This window comes from Petropleomorpha daqingensis (assembly GCF_013408985.1).
Lineage (GTDB): Bacteria > Actinomycetota > Actinomycetes > Mycobacteriales > Geodermatophilaceae > Petropleomorpha > Petropleomorpha daqingensis.
This window is the reverse complement of record NZ_JACBZT010000001.1, coordinates 2109779-2125032: the sequence shown is the minus strand read 5'-3', so window position 1 is coordinate 2125032 and position 15254 is coordinate 2109779. Positions and strand designations below refer to the sequence as shown.

General features: G+C 73.4%; 19 protein-coding genes and 1 pseudogene. 15 read left to right on the top strand and 5 right to left on the bottom strand.

Annotation, left to right across the window (positions count from 1 at the left end; all coding sequences use genetic code 11):
* Positions 1-14: 14 nt before the first annotated feature.
* Entirely contained in the window at positions 15-698 is a 684-nt protein-coding gene (locus tag GGQ55_RS10500; protein WP_179716452.1) for a GPR1/FUN34/YaaH family transporter, read from the top strand.
* Positions 699-717: 19 nt separating this feature from the next.
* Here the strand turns inward: GGQ55_RS10500 and GGQ55_RS10495 are convergent, their stop codons facing one another.
* Positions 718-1515 (bottom strand): hypothetical protein, encoded by a 798-nt coding sequence (locus tag GGQ55_RS10495; RefSeq protein WP_179716450.1) that lies wholly within the window; start codon positions 1513-1515, stop codon positions 718-720.
* 44 nt (positions 1516-1559) lie between these two features.
* Positions 1560-2045: an NUDIX domain-containing protein gene (locus GGQ55_RS10490; protein ID WP_179716447.1), complete on the bottom strand. Its 486-nt coding sequence runs from the start codon at positions 2043-2045 to the stop codon at positions 1560-1562.
* A gap of 36 nt (positions 2046-2081) precedes the next feature.
* Between GGQ55_RS10490 and GGQ55_RS10485 the strand changes: the two genes are divergently transcribed.
* From GGQ55_RS10485 to GGQ55_RS10470, 4 genes are all read left to right on the top strand, one after another.
* A complete protein-coding gene (locus tag GGQ55_RS10485) occupies positions 2082-2393 on the top strand; it encodes a hypothetical protein (RefSeq protein WP_179716445.1) in 312 nt (103 codons plus the stop codon).
* Entirely contained in the window at positions 2390-2848 is a 459-nt protein-coding gene (locus GGQ55_RS10480; RefSeq protein ID WP_179716443.1) for a MaoC family dehydratase, read from the top strand. The genes GGQ55_RS10485 and GGQ55_RS10480 overlap by 4 nt, the downstream gene beginning before the upstream one ends.
* An 8-nt stretch (positions 2849-2856) precedes the next feature.
* The gene (locus GGQ55_RS10475) at positions 2857-3435 is read left to right on the top strand and encodes an LOG family protein (protein ID WP_179716441.1); all 579 of its coding nucleotides are present in this window, start codon (positions 2857-2859) and stop codon (positions 3433-3435) included.
* A 97-nt stretch (positions 3436-3532) separates the two neighbouring features.
* A complete protein-coding gene (locus GGQ55_RS10470; protein WP_179716439.1) occupies positions 3533-4468 on the top strand; it encodes an alpha/beta fold hydrolase in 936 nt (311 codons plus the stop codon).
* Positions 4469-4477: 9 nt separating this feature from the next.
* On the opposite strand, the gene GGQ55_RS10465 is transcribed toward GGQ55_RS10470, so the two are convergent.
* Positions 4478-5380: a cation diffusion facilitator family transporter gene (locus GGQ55_RS10465; RefSeq protein ID WP_366489049.1), complete on the bottom strand. Its 903-nt coding sequence runs from the start codon at positions 5378-5380 to the stop codon at positions 4478-4480.
* 41 nt (positions 5381-5421) lie between these two features.
* Here GGQ55_RS10465 and GGQ55_RS10460 point away from each other — a divergent pair, with 41 nt between their 5' ends.
* Positions 5422-6525, top strand: a complete 1104-nt coding sequence (locus GGQ55_RS10460) for an NAD(P)/FAD-dependent oxidoreductase (RefSeq protein WP_179716434.1) — start codon at positions 5422-5424, stop codon at positions 6523-6525.
* Between the two features lie 4 nt (positions 6526-6529).
* On the opposite strand, the gene GGQ55_RS10455 is transcribed toward GGQ55_RS10460, so the two are convergent.
* Entirely contained in the window at positions 6530-7447 is a 918-nt protein-coding gene (locus tag GGQ55_RS10455) for a S1 family peptidase (protein ID WP_179716432.1), read from the bottom strand.
* Between the two features lie 249 nt (positions 7448-7696).
* On the opposite strand from GGQ55_RS10455, the gene GGQ55_RS10450 reads away from it, so the two are divergent.
* The 8 genes from GGQ55_RS10450 to GGQ55_RS10405 all read left to right on the top strand — a co-directional run bounded on the left by GGQ55_RS10450 (position 7697) and on the right by GGQ55_RS10405 (position 13863).
* Positions 7697-8977 (top strand): alkaline phosphatase, encoded by a 1281-nt coding sequence (locus tag GGQ55_RS10450; RefSeq protein WP_179716430.1) that lies wholly within the window; start codon positions 7697-7699, stop codon positions 8975-8977.
* A gap of 160 nt (positions 8978-9137) precedes the next feature.
* Positions 9138-9629, top strand: a complete 492-nt coding sequence (locus GGQ55_RS10445; protein WP_179716428.1) for a hypothetical protein — start codon at positions 9138-9140, stop codon at positions 9627-9629.
* Positions 9626-10573 carry a polyphosphate kinase 2 gene (ppk2, locus tag GGQ55_RS10440; protein ID WP_179716426.1) on the top strand — a complete coding sequence of 316 codons (948 nt, stop codon included), beginning with the start codon at positions 9626-9628 and terminating at the stop codon, positions 10571-10573. Before GGQ55_RS10445 ends, ppk2 begins: the two co-directional genes overlap by 4 nt.
* Before the next feature lie 22 nt (positions 10574-10595).
* A complete protein-coding gene (locus GGQ55_RS10435) occupies positions 10596-10745 on the top strand; it encodes a hypothetical protein (RefSeq protein WP_179716424.1) in 150 nt (49 codons plus the stop codon).
* Positions 10746-10834: 89 nt separating this feature from the next.
* On the top strand, positions 10835-11743 hold the full coding sequence (locus GGQ55_RS26465; protein WP_218859242.1) for an SHOCT domain-containing protein: 909 nt from the start codon (positions 10835-10837) through the stop codon (positions 11741-11743).
* 83 nt (positions 11744-11826) lie between these two features.
* On the top strand, positions 11827-12297 hold the full coding sequence (locus GGQ55_RS10415) for a MarR family winged helix-turn-helix transcriptional regulator (protein WP_218859241.1): 471 nt from the start codon (positions 11827-11829) through the stop codon (positions 12295-12297).
* Positions 12294-13100, top strand: a complete 807-nt coding sequence (locus tag GGQ55_RS10410; protein ID WP_179716422.1) for an ABC transporter ATP-binding protein — start codon at positions 12294-12296, stop codon at positions 13098-13100. The genes GGQ55_RS10415 and GGQ55_RS10410 overlap by 4 nt, the downstream gene beginning before the upstream one ends.
* The gene (locus GGQ55_RS10405; RefSeq protein WP_179716412.1) at positions 13060-13863 is read left to right on the top strand and encodes an ABC transporter permease; all 804 of its coding nucleotides are present in this window, start codon (positions 13060-13062) and stop codon (positions 13861-13863) included. The genes GGQ55_RS10410 and GGQ55_RS10405 overlap by 41 nt, the downstream gene beginning before the upstream one ends.
* Positions 13864-13955: 92 nt before the next feature.
* On the opposite strand, the gene GGQ55_RS10400 is transcribed toward GGQ55_RS10405, so the two are convergent.
* The gene (locus GGQ55_RS10400; RefSeq protein ID WP_366489048.1) at positions 13956-14816 is read right to left on the bottom strand and encodes a hypothetical protein; all 861 of its coding nucleotides are present in this window, start codon (positions 14814-14816) and stop codon (positions 13956-13958) included.
* A 304-nt stretch (positions 14817-15120) separates the two neighbouring features.
* Between GGQ55_RS10400 and GGQ55_RS28335 the strand changes: the two are divergent.
* A pseudogene (locus tag GGQ55_RS28335) lies at positions 15121-15252 on the top strand (NAD-dependent epimerase/dehydratase family protein); the annotation flags it as partial.
* Positions 15253-15254 lie beyond the last annotated feature (2 nt).

Below are 15254 nucleotides of genomic sequence, written 5' to 3'. Positions count from 1 at the left end.
AAGGAGCCTGTCCCATGAGCCAGACCATCGACAGTCCCGCCGGATCGGTCACCCAGGAGGTCCCGGGTCCCCGCGTCCCCACGGAGTCCGTCCCCGAGGCGGTGGCGGCCGCGCCCGAACCGGCACCCGTGGGCGATCCCGGCGTGATCGGCCTGCCCGCCTTCCTGGTCGGCGCCATCGCCCTCGCGCTGGTGCTGGTGGGGTTCGTGCCGCCGGCCGCCGGCGCCGCCTCGATCCCGATCATCATGAGCGCCACCTCGGTGGGCCTGCTGATCGCGACCATCTGGGCGGCGCGGCTCGGGCAGAACGCGGTCGCCGGGGTCTACGGCGCCTTCGCCGGCTTCTGGCTGAGCTACGCGGCGCTGGTGCTCGGCCTCGGGCACAACTGGTTCGCCATCGCCACGGGCGCCGCGGCCCGCAGCCAGGAGCTGTTCCTCATCGCCTGGCTGGTGATCTTCGCCCTGCTCACGCTCGGCGGGCTGCGGCTGCCGGCGGTCTACCCCGTGCTGTTCGCGCTGGTGGTCGTGGTCATCGTGCTGGTGCTGGTCGGCACGTCCGCCCCCAGCGTCGCGGCGCTCAAGACGGCGGGCTACGTGCTCTTCGTGATCATCGCGATGGGCGCGTACCTGTTCGTGAACAGCATGAGCACGGCCACCGGTGGACGTGCCCTCCCGCTGGGGCCGCCCATCCTGAAGTGAGCCGAGGCGGTCGGCGGTCTCAGGGCACGAGGCCGCCGACCGCACCGGTCGCACCGCCGACGACCCCGCCGACGGCGCTGGTCGCCGTGTTGACCGCCGAGCACAGGCAGGTCGGCACGCTGGGCACCGGGACGGGGAGCGGCAGGGGCAGCGGGTTGCTGGGCGGCGTCGTCGTCCTCGGTGTGGTGGTGCCACCCGAGCCACCGCCCGAGCCACCGCCGGCCGACCCGCCACCGGAGCCGCCGGTCGAACCGCCCCCGGACCCGCCGGTGGCACCGCCGTTCGACCCACCCGAGCCGGCGGGCTGCCCGCCGGCCAGGGAGCCGCCCGCGGTCCCGCCGGAGCCGCCCACCGCGCCGGCATCCGAGCCGCCCGAGCCGGTGCCGCCACCGCCTCCGACGAGTCCGCCGGGCGACCCGTTGCCGTCGAGGACCGTCGTCCCGTCGGCCGGGACGACGCTGCCGCCACCCGGCACCGCGGACGACGACGACTCGGTCGCGAAACCGGGGGCGGGCGTCAGCGTGGCCGTGCCCCCCGAGCCCCCGGAGCCGTCGGAGCCGTCGGAGCCGGAGCCGCCCGATCCGCTGTCGCCGTCCGAGCCGCCGAAGACGCCCGAGCCGGGGAGTCCGCCCCCGGAGAACAGCAGCGCGAGGGGCGCGGCGACCAGCAGGAAGCCGCAGGCGAAGGAGATCAGCAGGAAGGCGCGGGCCCGGCGCGTGCCGGTGCCGGCAGCGCGGTGACGCGGGCGGGTGGACAGGACCGGCTCCTTCGGTCGTGCGGTGGAACGGAGCGCTCTTCCCCCACTGCCCGGGGTCACAAACCGACGATCCGGCGAGTCGTGACGCGGGTGACGCCTGGGAATCAGAAGTCGGCGCCGACCTCGCGCAGCAACGCCTCCAGCCGGGGCAGCGACGCGGCCAGCCCGGGGTGCAACGGCACCTCGTCCAGGCGGCGCAGCGCCACCCACGCCACCCCGTTGCTCTCGCCGTCCAGGCGCAGGTCGGCCGGCTCGAGCGCGCGGGCCGGCCGCGCCAGCACGGTCGTGTACGACCACCCGCCGTGGTCGTCGACCGACCAGGCCCCGAGGACGACGTCGTCCGGGAGCAGCCCGAGCTCCTCGCGGGCCTCGCGCAGCGCGCCCTGCTCGGCCGACTCCGCGGCGTGCAGCGCGCCCCCCGGCGTCCCCCACGTGTCGCCGTGGTGCGACCAGGCGGCCCGGTGCTGCAGCAGCACCTCCGCGCCGTCGGCGCCGTCGCGGTGCAGGAACAGCCCGGCCGCGCCGGCCCGGCCCCAGTGCCGGTGCCCGAGCGCGCAGACCGTCCAGCCGTCGGTCGAGGTGAAGGGCACGCAGCAAGTGAACACGCCTGCTGCGAGGATCGGGGCGTGAGCACCGTGCAGCTGCGCCGATACACCATGGAGCCCGGGAAGCTGGCCGCCTTCCTCGAGTGGTACCCGACGATCGTCCCGGTCCGGGAGCACTTCGGCTTCCGCGTCCTGTTCGCCTACGCCGACCACGAGCAGGAGACGTTCACCTGGGCGGTCGAGCACGACGGGGACGCCGACGAGTTCCGGTCGGTCGAGCAGGTCTACAACGCCTCCGACGAGCGGGCCCGCGCCTTCGAGACGTTCCCGGCCGGCATCGCCCGGATGGAGATCGGCCTCGTCGACGACGTGCTGGCAGGATCGAGGCCATGACCACGACGACGACCTTGGCGGAGCTGCCCGGCCTCGTGGGCCAGGAGCTGGGGACCAGCGACTGGTACGAGGTGACCCAGGAGGCGGTGAACCAGTTCGCCGACGCCACCGGGGACCACCAGTGGATCCACGTCGACGTCGAGCGCGCGAAGGCGGAGAGCCCCTTCGGCGGCCCGATCGCCCACGGGTTCATGACGCTGTCCCTGCTGGTGCCGCTGGCGTCCGGGACCTACAAGGTCAGCGACGCGAAGATGGGCGTGAACTACGGGCTGAACAAGGTGCGCTTCCCCGCGCCGGTGCCGGTGGGCTCGAAGGTCCGGGCGCGCGTCGTGCTGCAGGACTGCCAGGAGATCCCCGGCGGCGTGCAGAACACGCTGGCCGTCACGGTCGAGCGCGAGGGCGGCGACAAGCCGGTCTGCATCGCCGAGTGGGTCACCCGGGCGTACGGGGGCTGAGCGGTCCCGTGCGCGTCGCGGTCTTCACCGGCTCGCAGTCCGGTCCGTCGTCCCACCGCGAGGCGGCGGCGGCCTTCGCCGCCGACCTCGCGCGGGCCGGGGTCGGCATCGTCTACGGCGGCGGCCACGTCGGGCTGATGGGCGTCGTCGCCGACGCCGCGCTCGAGGCCGGCGGCGAGGTGGTCGGGGTGATCCCGCAGCACCTCGTGGACGACGAGCTGGCCCACCCGGGGCTGCCGCAGCTGGAGGTCGTCGCCTCCATGCACGAGCGCAAGGCGCGCATGGCGGAGCTGGCCGACGTCTTCGTCGCGCTGCCCGGGGCCGCCGGCACGCTCGAGGAGCTGTTCGAGGCCTGGACCTGGGGCATGCTCGGGCTGCACGCCAAGCCGACGGTGCTGCTCGACGTCGACGGGTTCTGGCAGCCGCTGCTGACCCAGCTGCGCCGCATGGTCGACGACGGCTACCTCGACCGGCGCCGGCTCGACGCGCTGGGCGTCGTCACCTCGGCGGCGCAGCTGCTGGACTTCGTCGACGGCTACGAGCACCCCGCCCGCAAGTGGACCGCCCCGCCCCCACCCGCCGCCTGACCTCTGCGGTTTCGCGCGCTTAACCGCGCGCGGTTAAGCGCGCGAAACCGCCTGCCCGGGTAACGCTAACGCAACAAGGGCGTGCTGGAGTGGGGCGATGCCTCCGCCACTGGTCCGGGAGAGCCGTGTCGTGCACGGTCACCGGCGTGCGTTCGTCCGCGCCGGCGACGGACCGCCGCTGCTCCTGCTGCACGGCATCGGCAACAGCGCGCAGACCTGGGCCGGCGTGATGGACAAGCTCGCGGCGGAGCACACCGTGCTCGCGCCGGACCTGCTCGGCCACGGCTCGTCGGACAAGCCGCGCGGTGACTACTCGATCGCGGGCTACGCCAACGGCATGCGCGATCTGCTCAGCGTGCTCGATCTCGAGACGGTCACGGTCGTCGGTCACTCGCTCGGCGGGGGCATCGCGCTGCAGTTCGCCTACCAGTTCCCCGAGCGCTGCGAGCGGCTGGTGCTGGTCGGCAGCGGCGGACTCGGCCCGGAGCTCTCGGTCGGGCTGCGGGCGGCCACGCTGCCCGGCGCCGAGGCGGTGCTCACCGCCCTCGCCGGCGTCTCCGGGGCCCTGCGGACGGGGCTGTGGGCGGTGCGCGAGTTCGGGACGGCTGCCGGGTGGCGGCAGGTCCGCGACCTGGCCGAGGCCGGCGACGCGCTGCTCGGACTCAAGGACGTCGAGGCCCGCCGCGCCTTCCTGCGCACCCTGCGCGGCGTGGTCGACGGCCGCGGGCAGGCGGTCACCGCTCTCGACCGGCTCTACCTGGCCAACGCGATCCCGATGCTGGTGGTCTGGGGCAGCCGCGATCCGATCGTGCCGACCGCCCACGCCGAGACGGTGCGCACGCTCGTGCCCACCGCTCGCGTCGAGGTGTTCGACGGCGCCGGGCACTGGCCGCACCTCGACGACCCCGACCGCTTCTGCGAGGTGCTGCTCGACTTCGTCGCCACCACGTCCCCGGCCTGCCACGACCGCGCCAGCTGGCGGGCGCTGCTGGCGGGCAATCCGGAGGGCGTTCCCGGCTGGGCGGCGTCCTGACCGCAATGGCTATGCGGGGGCGACGTGCGTCTGCACCTGCGCGCCCGGCAGGCCCTGGCCGATCGCCCGTTCGACGCGGTCGGTCACCTCGTGGGCGCGCTCGACGGTCCAGTCGCCCGGCAGCCGGACGGTGAGCGAGACGAACCGCTGCCGGCCTGACTCGCGGGTGCGGATCTCGCCGAAGTCGACCTCCGGCGAGCGCACCCCGTCGAGCGCGGCGTGCAGCGCGGCCAGGTCCGACGGCGGCAGCGCCGCGTCCAGCAGCGAGGTCACCGAGCTGGAGATCAGCCGGTAGCCGGTGACGAGGATGTTCAGGCCCACGGCGATGGCGACCAGCGGGTCGAGCGGCGCCCACCCCGTGAGCGCGACCAGCAGCACGCCCACGATCACCCCCGCCGAGGTGACGACGTCGGTCATCAGGTGGCGACCGTCGGCGGTCAAGGTGACCGAGCGGTGCGCCCGCCCGGCGCGGATCAGCACCACCCCGACCACGCCGTTGATCACCGAAGCGGCGGTGGAGATGAGCAGGCCCCAGCCGAGGCTCTCCAGTGCGACGGGGTGCAGCAGCCGGTGGACGGCGCTGTAGAGGATCACCGCCGCCGCCACGAAGATCATCAGGCCCTCGGCGCCCGCCGAGAAGTACTCGGCCTTGCCGTGCCCGTAGTCGTGGTTGTAGTCGGGCGGGCGCGCGGCCACCCGCAGGGAGACCAGCGCGATCACCGCGGCGCCCAGGTTGACCAGCGACTCGGCGGCGTCGGAGAGCAGGCCGACCGAGCCGGTGAGCGCGAAGGCGCCGGTCTTCAGCGCGATGGTGACGACGGCGGCGGCGATCGACAGCCAGGCGAACCGCTCGAGGCCGGCCGCCGGCGCTCCGTCCTCCGCGCCGACCTGCGGGAACGCGATCTTCTTCACGCAGCACCCCCGCGCCGAGTTTCGCACTAGCGTCGGCCGCCGTGGAGCGCTGGGACGTCGTGGTCGTCGGCGGCGGGCCCGCGGGTGCGGCCGCCGCGCTGGCCGTCGTCCGTACCGGCGCGCGCGTGCTGGTGCTCGACCGCGCCGACTTCCCGCGGGACAAGGTGTGCGGTGACGCCGTCGCCCCGGAGGCGTTCGACGTCCTGGCCGGGCTCGGGGTGGACGTCGCTCCGCTGACCGAGGGCTACCCGCCGGTGCCGCGGCTGTCGCTGCGCTCCCCCGGCGGCGCGACCGTCGAGCGCGCCACGCAGCGCCCGGCGTACGTGATCCCGCGCGAGGTGCTCGACGCCCGGCTGCTGGGGGTGGCCGTCTCCGCGGACGCGGAGTTCCGGCGACAACTCGTCCGTCGCGTCGAGCCGAGGGCGGACGGCGTCGTCGTCGACGGCTCGCTGGAGGCCCGCGTGCTGGTCGGCGCCGACGGCGCGGAGTCCGTCGTCCGCCGTGCGCTGGGGCTGGGTGCCCACGCGCCCGGCCGGCTGGCCGTCGCGATCCGCGGCTACGCCCCGACCACGGAGGACGGCGCCCTCCGGCTGGTGACGACGGCGCAGCGGTGGCCGGCCTACGCCTGGTCGTTCCCGATCGGCGACGGACGGGCCAACGTCGGCTACGGCGAGCTGGTCTCCGGCGGGGCCACTCGCGCCCAATTGGTCGAGGGGCTGCGCCGGTTGCTGCCTGACGCCGAACCCGACGCCCTGCGCGCGCACCGGCTGCCGCTGTCGACCGGCCGCCGACGGCAGCCCGACGGGCGGGTGCTGCTCGCCGGGGACGCCGCCGGGCTGATCAACCCGCTGACCGGCGAGGGGATCTTCTACGCCGTCCTCTCCGGCGCGCTGGCCGGCCGGGCCGCGGCGCACGGAGCGGGCGCCGGGGCCGAGCTGCGAAGTTCGCTGGATCGCCGGCTCGGGGCGCACCTGCGGTCGACGTCGACGGCCTCGCAGCTCTCGCGCTGGCCGCGGCTGATGGACGCCGCGTTCCGCGCCGCGGCCGCCGACCAGCAGGTCTTCGACGACGTGGTGGACCTGGGGCTCGCCGACGGACGGCTGACCGCGAGGACTCTCGCGGCCGCCGTCCGCCGGCTCCGGTGAGACCTCAGGCAGCCGGGCGGACGCCGAACGTCGCCAGGAACCGCAGGTCGTCGGGCTGGTCGATCCGGTAGGCGCCGGTCGTGCCCGCGCACGAAGAATTCGTCGCGTAGGAGTTCACCGCGACCAGCGTGCGGCTGCCGGCGACGAAGATCGGGCCGCCCGAGTCACCGAAGCAGGTGCCGCCGGTGTTGGCGTTGTTCGAGAACTTCGCCGAGACCCCCTTGCCGTTGCCGCCCACCCCGTTCAGGTCGACCAGCCGCAGGTCCGCCCGGCGCCGGGTGTCCCCGCCGAAGGACTTCTTCGGACCCGAGCCCTCGAGCCCGTACCCGACCGCGGTGTAGAGCTGCTGCTTGTTGGCCGCGTAGAGGCGGTCCAGCTGGTTCTGCGCGGCGACCTGCCCGTACTGCGGCATGGTCACCGGCCGGCTCAGCGTCAGCACCCCGAGGTCGTGCGTGAAGAACTGCGCGTCGTCGTACTGCGGGTGCGGGTGGGCGGTGGCGCGGACCCACTCGGAGGAGTTGTTCAGCGCCCGGGACCAGGCCGTGTACCGGCCGGCGTTGTTCCCGGGGACGAAGCCCGAGCTCGGCGGCAGGATCGAGTAGTTCGGGACCTCCGCGAAGCTGATCCAGACGTCGTTGCCGGCCGTGTTCGCCGGAGCCGGCCGGCCGTTGAGGCCGGTGCCGAACGTGCAGTGCCCGGCGGTGACCACGGTCGTCGGGTTCACGAGCGTGCCCGTGCAGTTGAACCAGCCGCCCGGGTCGGTGAACCGGGGGTCGACCTCGTCGGGCTGGTAGAAGAGCAGCTGCCCGACGTAGGGGTGCTGGCCGGCGTCGGCCACGCCGCCCTTGATGGCCTGGGCGTTCGTCGTGATCCCCAGCAGCGTGACCACCGCTGCCAGGACGGTCAGGATCCGTATCCGCATCGATCTCCCCTTCGAGGACGAGCAACTGCTCGGGAACCGGATCGTGCCCGTTCCGGAGGCGGAGGGGAACCCTCCGTCACGATTCTTTGCTCTTCGTGGTCCCGGCTGGCCAGAAGCACGACGGCCCGCACGCAGGTCGCTGGTTGTATTCACCATCCGTACAGCCGGTGCACAGATTCGGTTCGTCTGCGTCACGGAGGTTCGCTCCGCCCGGGCAACTCCGCCCGGCGCGGAGAGGGGACCCCTTCCATGATTTCGTCGGCGTTCCGCCGTCGCGCCGTCCCCCTGGGCGTGGCTGTCGCCCTGGTCGGCGGCACCGTCGCGCTGCTGCCCAGCGCGGCCGAGGCCCACAACGGGGGCGGCAACCACGGCGCCCAGAGCGTCATCTTCATCAACGGCGACGGCATGTCCGCCGCGCACCGCGAGGCCCTCCGCCTCCTGGCGGCCGGCTTCGACGGCGACACCGCGATGGACTCGCTGCCCGTCAGCGGACTGGAGGAGACCGACCCGCGCGACCCGAACGCCGCCATCACCGACTCGGCCGCCGCGGCGACCGCCTGGGCGACCGGCACGAAGACCTTCAACGGCGCGATCAGCGTCGACGTGAACAAGAAGCCGCTGACGACGCTCGGCGTCGAGGCGAAGAAGGCCGGCAAGGCCACCGGCCTGGTGACCACCGCGCAGGTGACCGACGCCTCCCCCGCGGCGTTCTTCTCCAACGTCGCCGACCGCGGCCAGCAGAGCGAGATCGCCCGGCAGTACATCGAGGTCTCCAAGCCCGACGTCATCCTCGGCGGCGGCGAGGACCGCTGGTACCCGACGGGCACCCCCGGCGCCTACCCCGACGCCCCGGCGGAGGACCCGACCGAGCACAGCCAGAGCGACAAGGGCAACCTCGTCCAGGAGGCCCAGCAGCGCGGCTACCAGTACGTCAGCACCGCCCAGCAGCTGAACTCGGTCAACCCGACCCGCCCGGTGCTCGGCCTGTTCGCCAACGAGGAGATGTTCCAGCAGAAGCCCGAGGGCCAGGGCGACCTCTACAACCCGGTGGTGCCGCTGTCGACCATGACGAGCAAGGCGCTGCAGGTCCTCGACAAGGACAAGGACGGCTTCTTCCTGTTCGTCGAGGAGGAGGGCGTCGACGAGTTCGCCCACCAGAACAACGCGACCCGCATGCTGCAGGCGATGCAGGAGCTCGACAAGGCGGTCCAGGTGGCGCGCGACTACGTCGCCCGGCACCCGAACACGCTGCTGGTCGTCACCGGTGACCACGACTGCGGCGGGCCCACCGTCGAGGAGGCCACGGACACCGCCGACGAGAGCGGCGACGGCACGCACATCTCGGGTGAGGACGGGCCCTTCGCCATCAAGGGCACCAACAAGCAGTTCGTCATCGACTGGACGACGACCGGCCACACCGGCGTCCCGACCGTCGTGACGGCGCAGGGCCCGAACAGCGACCAGCTCGAGGGCTACTACCCGAACACGCACATCCACGACGTCCTGCGCACCACCCTGCTCGGCCACTAATCCGCGGTTTCGCGTGCCTAACCGCGCGCGGTTAAGCGCGCGAAACCACATCGGAGGGGCCGTCCCGCGGTTTGCGGGGCGGCCCCCTCTTCGTCTTCTGGACGTCGCCGTTCCCGATTCGCGTCATCCTCCGGCCACCCGGGCCACCCACGCTGACGCCGTGACCGCCGTTCTCCTCGTCGACGAGGCCACCCGGCGTCGTCGCTCCTCCCGGCTGGCGCTCGTGCTCGCGCAGCACGGGGCGACTCGTCTCGTGCCGCGCCGGTCGCGCCGCCGGGGCGACGTGTGCAGGGCAGCCGGGCTGCTGACCGCGCTCGGCGCCCGTGTGGCGGTGCGCCCGCCGTCGACGCCCTGGCCGCGGCCGGGCAGCGGCCGGCTGGTCGTCGCCGACCGGCTCCGACCGCTCGACGAGCTCGTCCTGCGCACCGTCGTCCCGGACCGGGTGCTGCCCGCCGAGCGCGCCCCGGACCTGCCGGGCCCGGTCTGCCCGGTCGAGGTCCGGTACCGGACCGAGGACGGCGACGACGTCACGCGACTGCTCGGTGGCGACCTGGGGACGGCGGTTCGCCGCGCCCTGACCCTCCGTGGACTCGTGATCGAGGTGCGGCTGCTGCCCCACGACCGGTGGAACTGCACGACGATGAGCGCGTGACGCAGCAGCTCCGATTCACCCCGATCGACGGCCAGCCCGGCGAACTGATCGACCTGCGCCAGTGGCGGCTCAACAGCCTGCCCGACGAGAACTCCGACGAGGACTGGGACGACGACCGCGAGCTCTTCGGCCCTGACGGGCTGCGGGTCGAGACCTGGCGCGAGGGCTATCCGTACGACGACCGGATGCAGCGCCGCGAGTACGAGATCATCAAGCGCCGGCTGCAGATCGAGCTGCTCAAGCTGCAGGGCTGGGTCAAGGACACCGGGCAGAAGATCGTCATCGTCTTCGAGGGCCGCGACGCCGCCGGCAAGGGCGGCACGATCAAGCGGTTCACCGAGCACCTCAATCCCCGTGGCGCGCGGGTGGTCGCGCTGGACAAGCCGAGCGAGCGCGAGCAGACCCAGTGGTACTTCCAGCGCTACGTGGCCCACCTGCCGGCCGGCGGGGAGATCGTGCTGTTCGACCGCTCCTGGTACAACCGCGCCGGCGTCGAGCGGGTCATGGGCTACTGCACCGAGGAGCAGTACCAGCAGTTCCTGCGCCAGGCGCCGCTGTTCGAGCGGATGCTGGTGCGCAGCGACATCGCGCTGGTCAAGCTGTGGTTCTCGGTCTCGCGCGGCGAGCAGATCAGCCGGTTCATCGTCCGGCAGATCGACCCGGTGCGGCAGTGGAAGCTCTCGCCGACCGACCTCGCCTCCCTGGACAAGTGGGACGCCTACACCGACGCCAAGGAGGCGATGTTCCTGCACACGGACACCGCCGACGCTCCGTGGACGGTGATCAAGAGCAACGACAAGAAGCGGGCCCGGCTGGAGGCCATGCGTTTCGTGCTGTCGCGTTTCGAGTACACGGGCAAGGACGCCGACGCGGTCGGGGTGCCCGATCCGCGGATCGTCGGCTCCGCGGCCGACGTCCTGGAGGACGACGCCGTCGGCTCCTAGTCTCGAGTCCTGGAGGTCCGCCGTGATCGGTTTCCTCGTCCTGCTCCTGATCATCTGGATCGCGCTGGTCGTCATCGGCGCCGTCGTCAAGGGCCTGTTCTGGCTGGCCGTCATCGGCGTCGTGCTCTTCCTCGCCACCGCGGCCTTCGGCTGGATCCGCCGGCGCACCTGACGCGACAACCCCTGGCGGAGCGCCGGGTCGGTCGGCATCCTGTCCGGCCGGGTGGCGAGGGTCGCCGCCGCTGAAGGGGTGGAGTCTCCATGGTGGACGCGAGCTGGCAGCCGGATCCGAGCGGAGCGCACGAGCTCCGGTACTGGAACGGCACCGACTGGACCGAGCACGTCTCGGACCAGGGGACGACGGGCCAGGCCCCGCTCGCCGCGCCGCTGCCCCCACCGCTGCCGGCGCCGGCCACGCCGCCGCCTCCGCCCCTCCCCGCCGACGCCCCCGCTCCCGGCGCCGCGCCCGCCGCGCCGGCCGGGAAGCTGGGCTGGAAGGACCGCCTGAAGCAGGCCGCCGACCAGGGCAAGGCGATGGCCGAGCAGGGCAAGGCGAAGCTGGCCGAGCAGTCCGCGAAGCGCACCGAGCAGTGGGCCACCGACCCGAGCACGCTGTGGTTCGGCGAGAGCAAGAACGCGACCGGCGTGGCCAAGGCGCGCTACCGGATCACCAAGGACCGCATCTGGATCGAGAGCGGCGTGCTCGGCACCCGCTCCGAGAGCGTGCCGATGTGGGCCGTCCGCGACATGGACGTGCGGCAGGCCGTCTGGCAGCGCGGCAAGGACGTCGGCGACGTCGTCCTCAACCTGGAGGACCCCGCCTACGGGGCGCACCAGGACATGTTCAACCTGACCGGGGCGCCGGAGTCCGGGACGACCAACGGCCAGGTGGTGCTCGACAACATCGACGGGCCCTACGCCGTCCACGACCTGCTCGCGCCGCTGGTGAGCGAGGCGCGGCACAAGAAGACGATCGAGCGGCAGTCGTCGTACGTGCACATGCAGCCGCCGTACGGCGCGCCGGTCGCCCCGCCGGCCCCGGCGCCGGCCGCTCCGGCAGCGCCCCAGGTGGACCTGGCCGACCAGCTGCGCAAGCTCGGCGAGCTGCGCGACGCCGGCCTCCTCACCGACGACGAGTTCGCCGTCCAGAAGGCCAAGCTCCTCGCCTGACCCCCGTGGTTTCGCGCGCTCAACCGCGCGCGGTCAAGCGCGCGAAACCACGATAGCTCTGGAGCAGAGGTATTCTGCTCGGCGTGACTGCCGTGGAACATCGGCCGGAAGACGCCCGGCTGGCCGAGGAGCTGTTCGAGGCGGTCGCCTCGCTGCGCCGCCAGGTCCGGCGGACGGCGGGGCGCCCGTGGCCGGCGGCGGCGCTGTCCGGCGCGCAGATCGACCTGGTCCGGCTGCTGCGGCGCGAGCCCGGCCGCACGGTGTCCGAGGCCGCCGAGGCGCTGGGGCTGGCCCCGAACACGGTCTCGACGCTGGTCCGCCAGCTGACCGACGCCGGCATGCTGCGCCGCGACCCCGACCCCGCCGACCGCCGCGTCGCCCGGTTGCACCTCACCGCGACCGCGCGGCGCCGGATCGAGGGCTGGCGCGACCGCCGGCACGAGCTCGCCGCGCAGGCCCTCGACCGGCTCGACCCGGCCGACCGCGCGGCCCTCGACGCCGCCGTCCCGGCGATGTCGAAGATGGTGGAGGCGCTGCGGGAGCTCGAGTCGTGACCGCGCCCGCGATCGAGGTGCACGGCCTCACGCAGCGCTTCGGCGAGCACGTCGCCGTCGACTCGATCGACCTGACCGTCGGCGCCGGCGAGGTGTTCGGCCTGCTCGGTCCCAACGGGGCGGGCAAGACGACGACGATCCGGCTGCTGGTCACGCTGTTGCCCGTGGAAGCGGGCGAGGTGCGCGTGTTCGGGCACGACGTCCGCGGCGAGGCCATGGCCGTGCGGCGGCTGCTCGGCTACGTGCCGCAGCAGCTCTCGGTGGAGGGCGCGCTGACCGGGCGGGAGAACGTCACCTGGTTCGCCCGGCTCTTCGACGTCCCCCGCCGCGAGCGACGGGACCGGGTCGACGAGGTGCTGGCGATGATGAACCTCACCGACGCCGCCGACCGGCTCGCCTCGACCTACTCCGGCGGCATGGTCCGCCGGCTGGAGCTCGCGCAGGCGCTGGTCAACCGCCCGGCGCTGCTCGTGCTCGACGAGCCGACCGTGGGGCTGGACCCGGTGGCCCGCGACAGCGTCTGGCAGCGGGTGCGCGAGCTGCAGGAGCAGTACGGGACGACGGTGCTGCTGACCACGCACTACATGGAGGAGGCCGACGCCCTCTGCGACCGGGTGGCGCTCATGCACCACGGGACGATCCGCGCCGAGGGGCCGCCGGAGGAGCTCAAGGCCGCGCTCGGGCCGGCCGCCACGCTCGAGGACGTCTTCCGCCACTGGACCGGCGACCTGCTCGCCGGGGAGGAGAAGGGAGGGCTGCGCAGTGTCCGTGTCACTCGCCGAACGGCCCGTCGCCTGGGCTGAGGGCACGCGGCTGCTCGTTCGCGTCGGCACGTTCTGCCTGGTCGAGCTGCAGAAGCTCCGGCACGACCGGTCGGAGCTGCTCACCCGGATGATCCAGCCGGTCCTCTGGCTGGTCGTGTTCGGGCAGACCTTCACGCGGCTCCGGGCGATCCCCAGCGGCGACGTCCCGTACCTGGACTTCCTGTCGGCCGGGATCATCGCCCAGTCGGCGCTGTTCGTCTCGATCTTCTACGGCATCCAGATCATCTGGGAGCGCGACGCCGGGGTGCTCACCAAGCTCATGGTGACGCCGACGCCGCGGGCCGCCCTGGTCACCGGCAAGGCGTTCGCGGCGGGCATCCGCTCCCTGGCGCAGGCACTGGCGATCCTGGTCGTGTCGCTGCTGCTCGGGGTCCGGTTCACCGCGAACCCGCTGAAGCTGCTCGGGGTGGTCGTCGTCGTCCTGCTGGGGGCGGCGTTCTTCTGCTGCCTGTCGGTGACCATCGCCGGGCTGGTGCTCAAGCGCGACCGGCTGATGGGCATCGGCCAGGCGATCATGATGCCGCTGTTCTTCGCCTCGAACGCGCTCTACCCGATCGCCGTCATGCCGCACTGGCTGCAGGTGGTCTCGGCGGTGAACCCCCTCTCCTACGAGGTGAACGCGCTGCGCGGGCTGCTTCTCGGCACGCCCACGGTGCTCTGGTTGGACTTCACGGTGCTCGTCGTCGCCACGATCGCGGCGATCACCGCGGCGTCGGCCCTGCTCGGCCGCCTCACCCGCTGACCCCCCGCGCTTTATCGCGATAAAGCACGCGCGGTTTCGCGTGCCTAATCGCGCGCGGTTTCGCGTGCCTAACCGCGCGCGGTTTCGCGTGCCTAATCGCGCTGGACGGCGGTGACGAGCTGGCAGCCGGTGGAGCCGAAGGACTCGACGGCGAACCCGAGGTGCCACAGGACCTCGGCGATCGCGGCGTTCATCGACTGCTGCACCGCGGCGTCGGCGTAGGCGCCGCGGACCAGCTGCAGGCTCATCCGGTCGTGCGGCCGCCAGCTGACCAGGATCCCGGCCAGGCCCGGCTCGGGCGTGATGCAGACCCCGCCTGCCGTCAGCGTGTTCGCCTGCCCCTCGGTCGACGGTCCGCGCTGGGCGCAGTCGTGCAGCGGCAGCCCGGCCTCGACCAGCGCCGCGGTCACCTCGACGACGAGGGTGGTCAGCTCGTCGGTGTCGGACAGCAGCTCGTCCCAGTCCTCGGGCAGCCGGTCCAGCTGCTGGCCGAGCTCGTCGAGCCACACCCGCTCGTCCGGCGAGGGACGGCGGACGACGTTGCCCTCGGCGCCGCGGACGCCGTACACCGCGGTCGCCTCGTGCCCGCCGGCCAGCGCTGCCCAGTCGGCGTCCATCCGGTCGGGGAAGGGACCGGCGAGCGCCTGCGGGGAGTGCTCGGCGACCAGCCACCACCCGGTCACCGGCGCACCACCGGCCGGCGGAACGGGACGGACGGCGAGCCCGACCGCCTGCGGCTTCGGCTGGGTCTCGGCCTCGGGCAGGCGGCTGCCGGCGGGGTGCGCGGGTGAGGTGCGGGTGGACGACGACCGCCGCTGGGGTTCGCCCGCGCCGTTGCGGTCGAACTCGTAGCGAGCGGTCGCCGTCGCGCCCAGGGCAACGACCACGCCGGTGAGCGCCAGGAAGCCGAAGACGGCGACCATCGGCCACACCAGCGCCACGCCAAGGCTCACGCGGATCTCCTCGAAGAACTTCGGCCGGGGCGGGGGAAGTCGCCCCGGTCAGCGCAGAAAGTTACGGGCACGGCGGGTGCCCGCGACGCGCTGCGACGGGTCGGCAACGGCCCCGTCACCCGATCGTTGTGGTCGTTCCAGTGACCCGTCGTCCCCAGGGCCGTCTTGTCGACAAACCGCCGGTTTCCCCAGCGTGGCGCGCGGTTTCGGCGGTCGGTCATGCTCCCGACGCGGACGACGCGCGGCGTGTCAGCCGGGCCGCGGCAGAGAGTGCGCGACATGGATATCGGCAGTCCCGGCGGCCATGCTGCGCGGCACGGCATCCGTCGTGATCACCGGCGGGACCGGTGGCATCGGCTCGGCGCTGGTCCGCCTGTTCACCGAGCGGGGGGACGACGTCGTCGCGGTGGGCCGGCCGTCTGCCGCAACGCCGTCCTC

Excerpts from the sequence above, each read along its gene's own strand:
- GGQ55_RS10450 (WP_179716430.1), top strand. The coding sequence starts at position 7,697 with ATGATTTCGTCGGCGTTCCGCCGTCGCGCCGTCCCCCTGGGCGTGGCT.
- GGQ55_RS10470 (WP_179716439.1), top strand. The coding sequence starts at position 3,533 with ATGCCTCCGCCACTGGTCCGGGAGAGCCGTGTCGTGCACGGTCACCGG.
- GGQ55_RS10480 (WP_179716443.1), top strand. The coding sequence starts at position 2,390 with ATGACCACGACGACGACCTTGGCGGAGCTGCCCGGCCTCGTGGGCCAG.
- GGQ55_RS26465 (WP_218859242.1), top strand. The coding sequence starts at position 10,835 with ATGGTGGACGCGAGCTGGCAGCCGGATCCGAGCGGAGCGCACGAGCTC.
- GGQ55_RS10500 (WP_179716452.1), top strand. The coding sequence starts at position 15 with ATGAGCCAGACCATCGACAGTCCCGCCGGATCGGTCACCCAGGAGGTC.
- GGQ55_RS10455 (WP_179716432.1), bottom strand. The coding sequence starts at position 7,447 with ATGCGGATACGGATCCTGACCGTCCTGGCAGCGGTGGTCACGCTGCTG.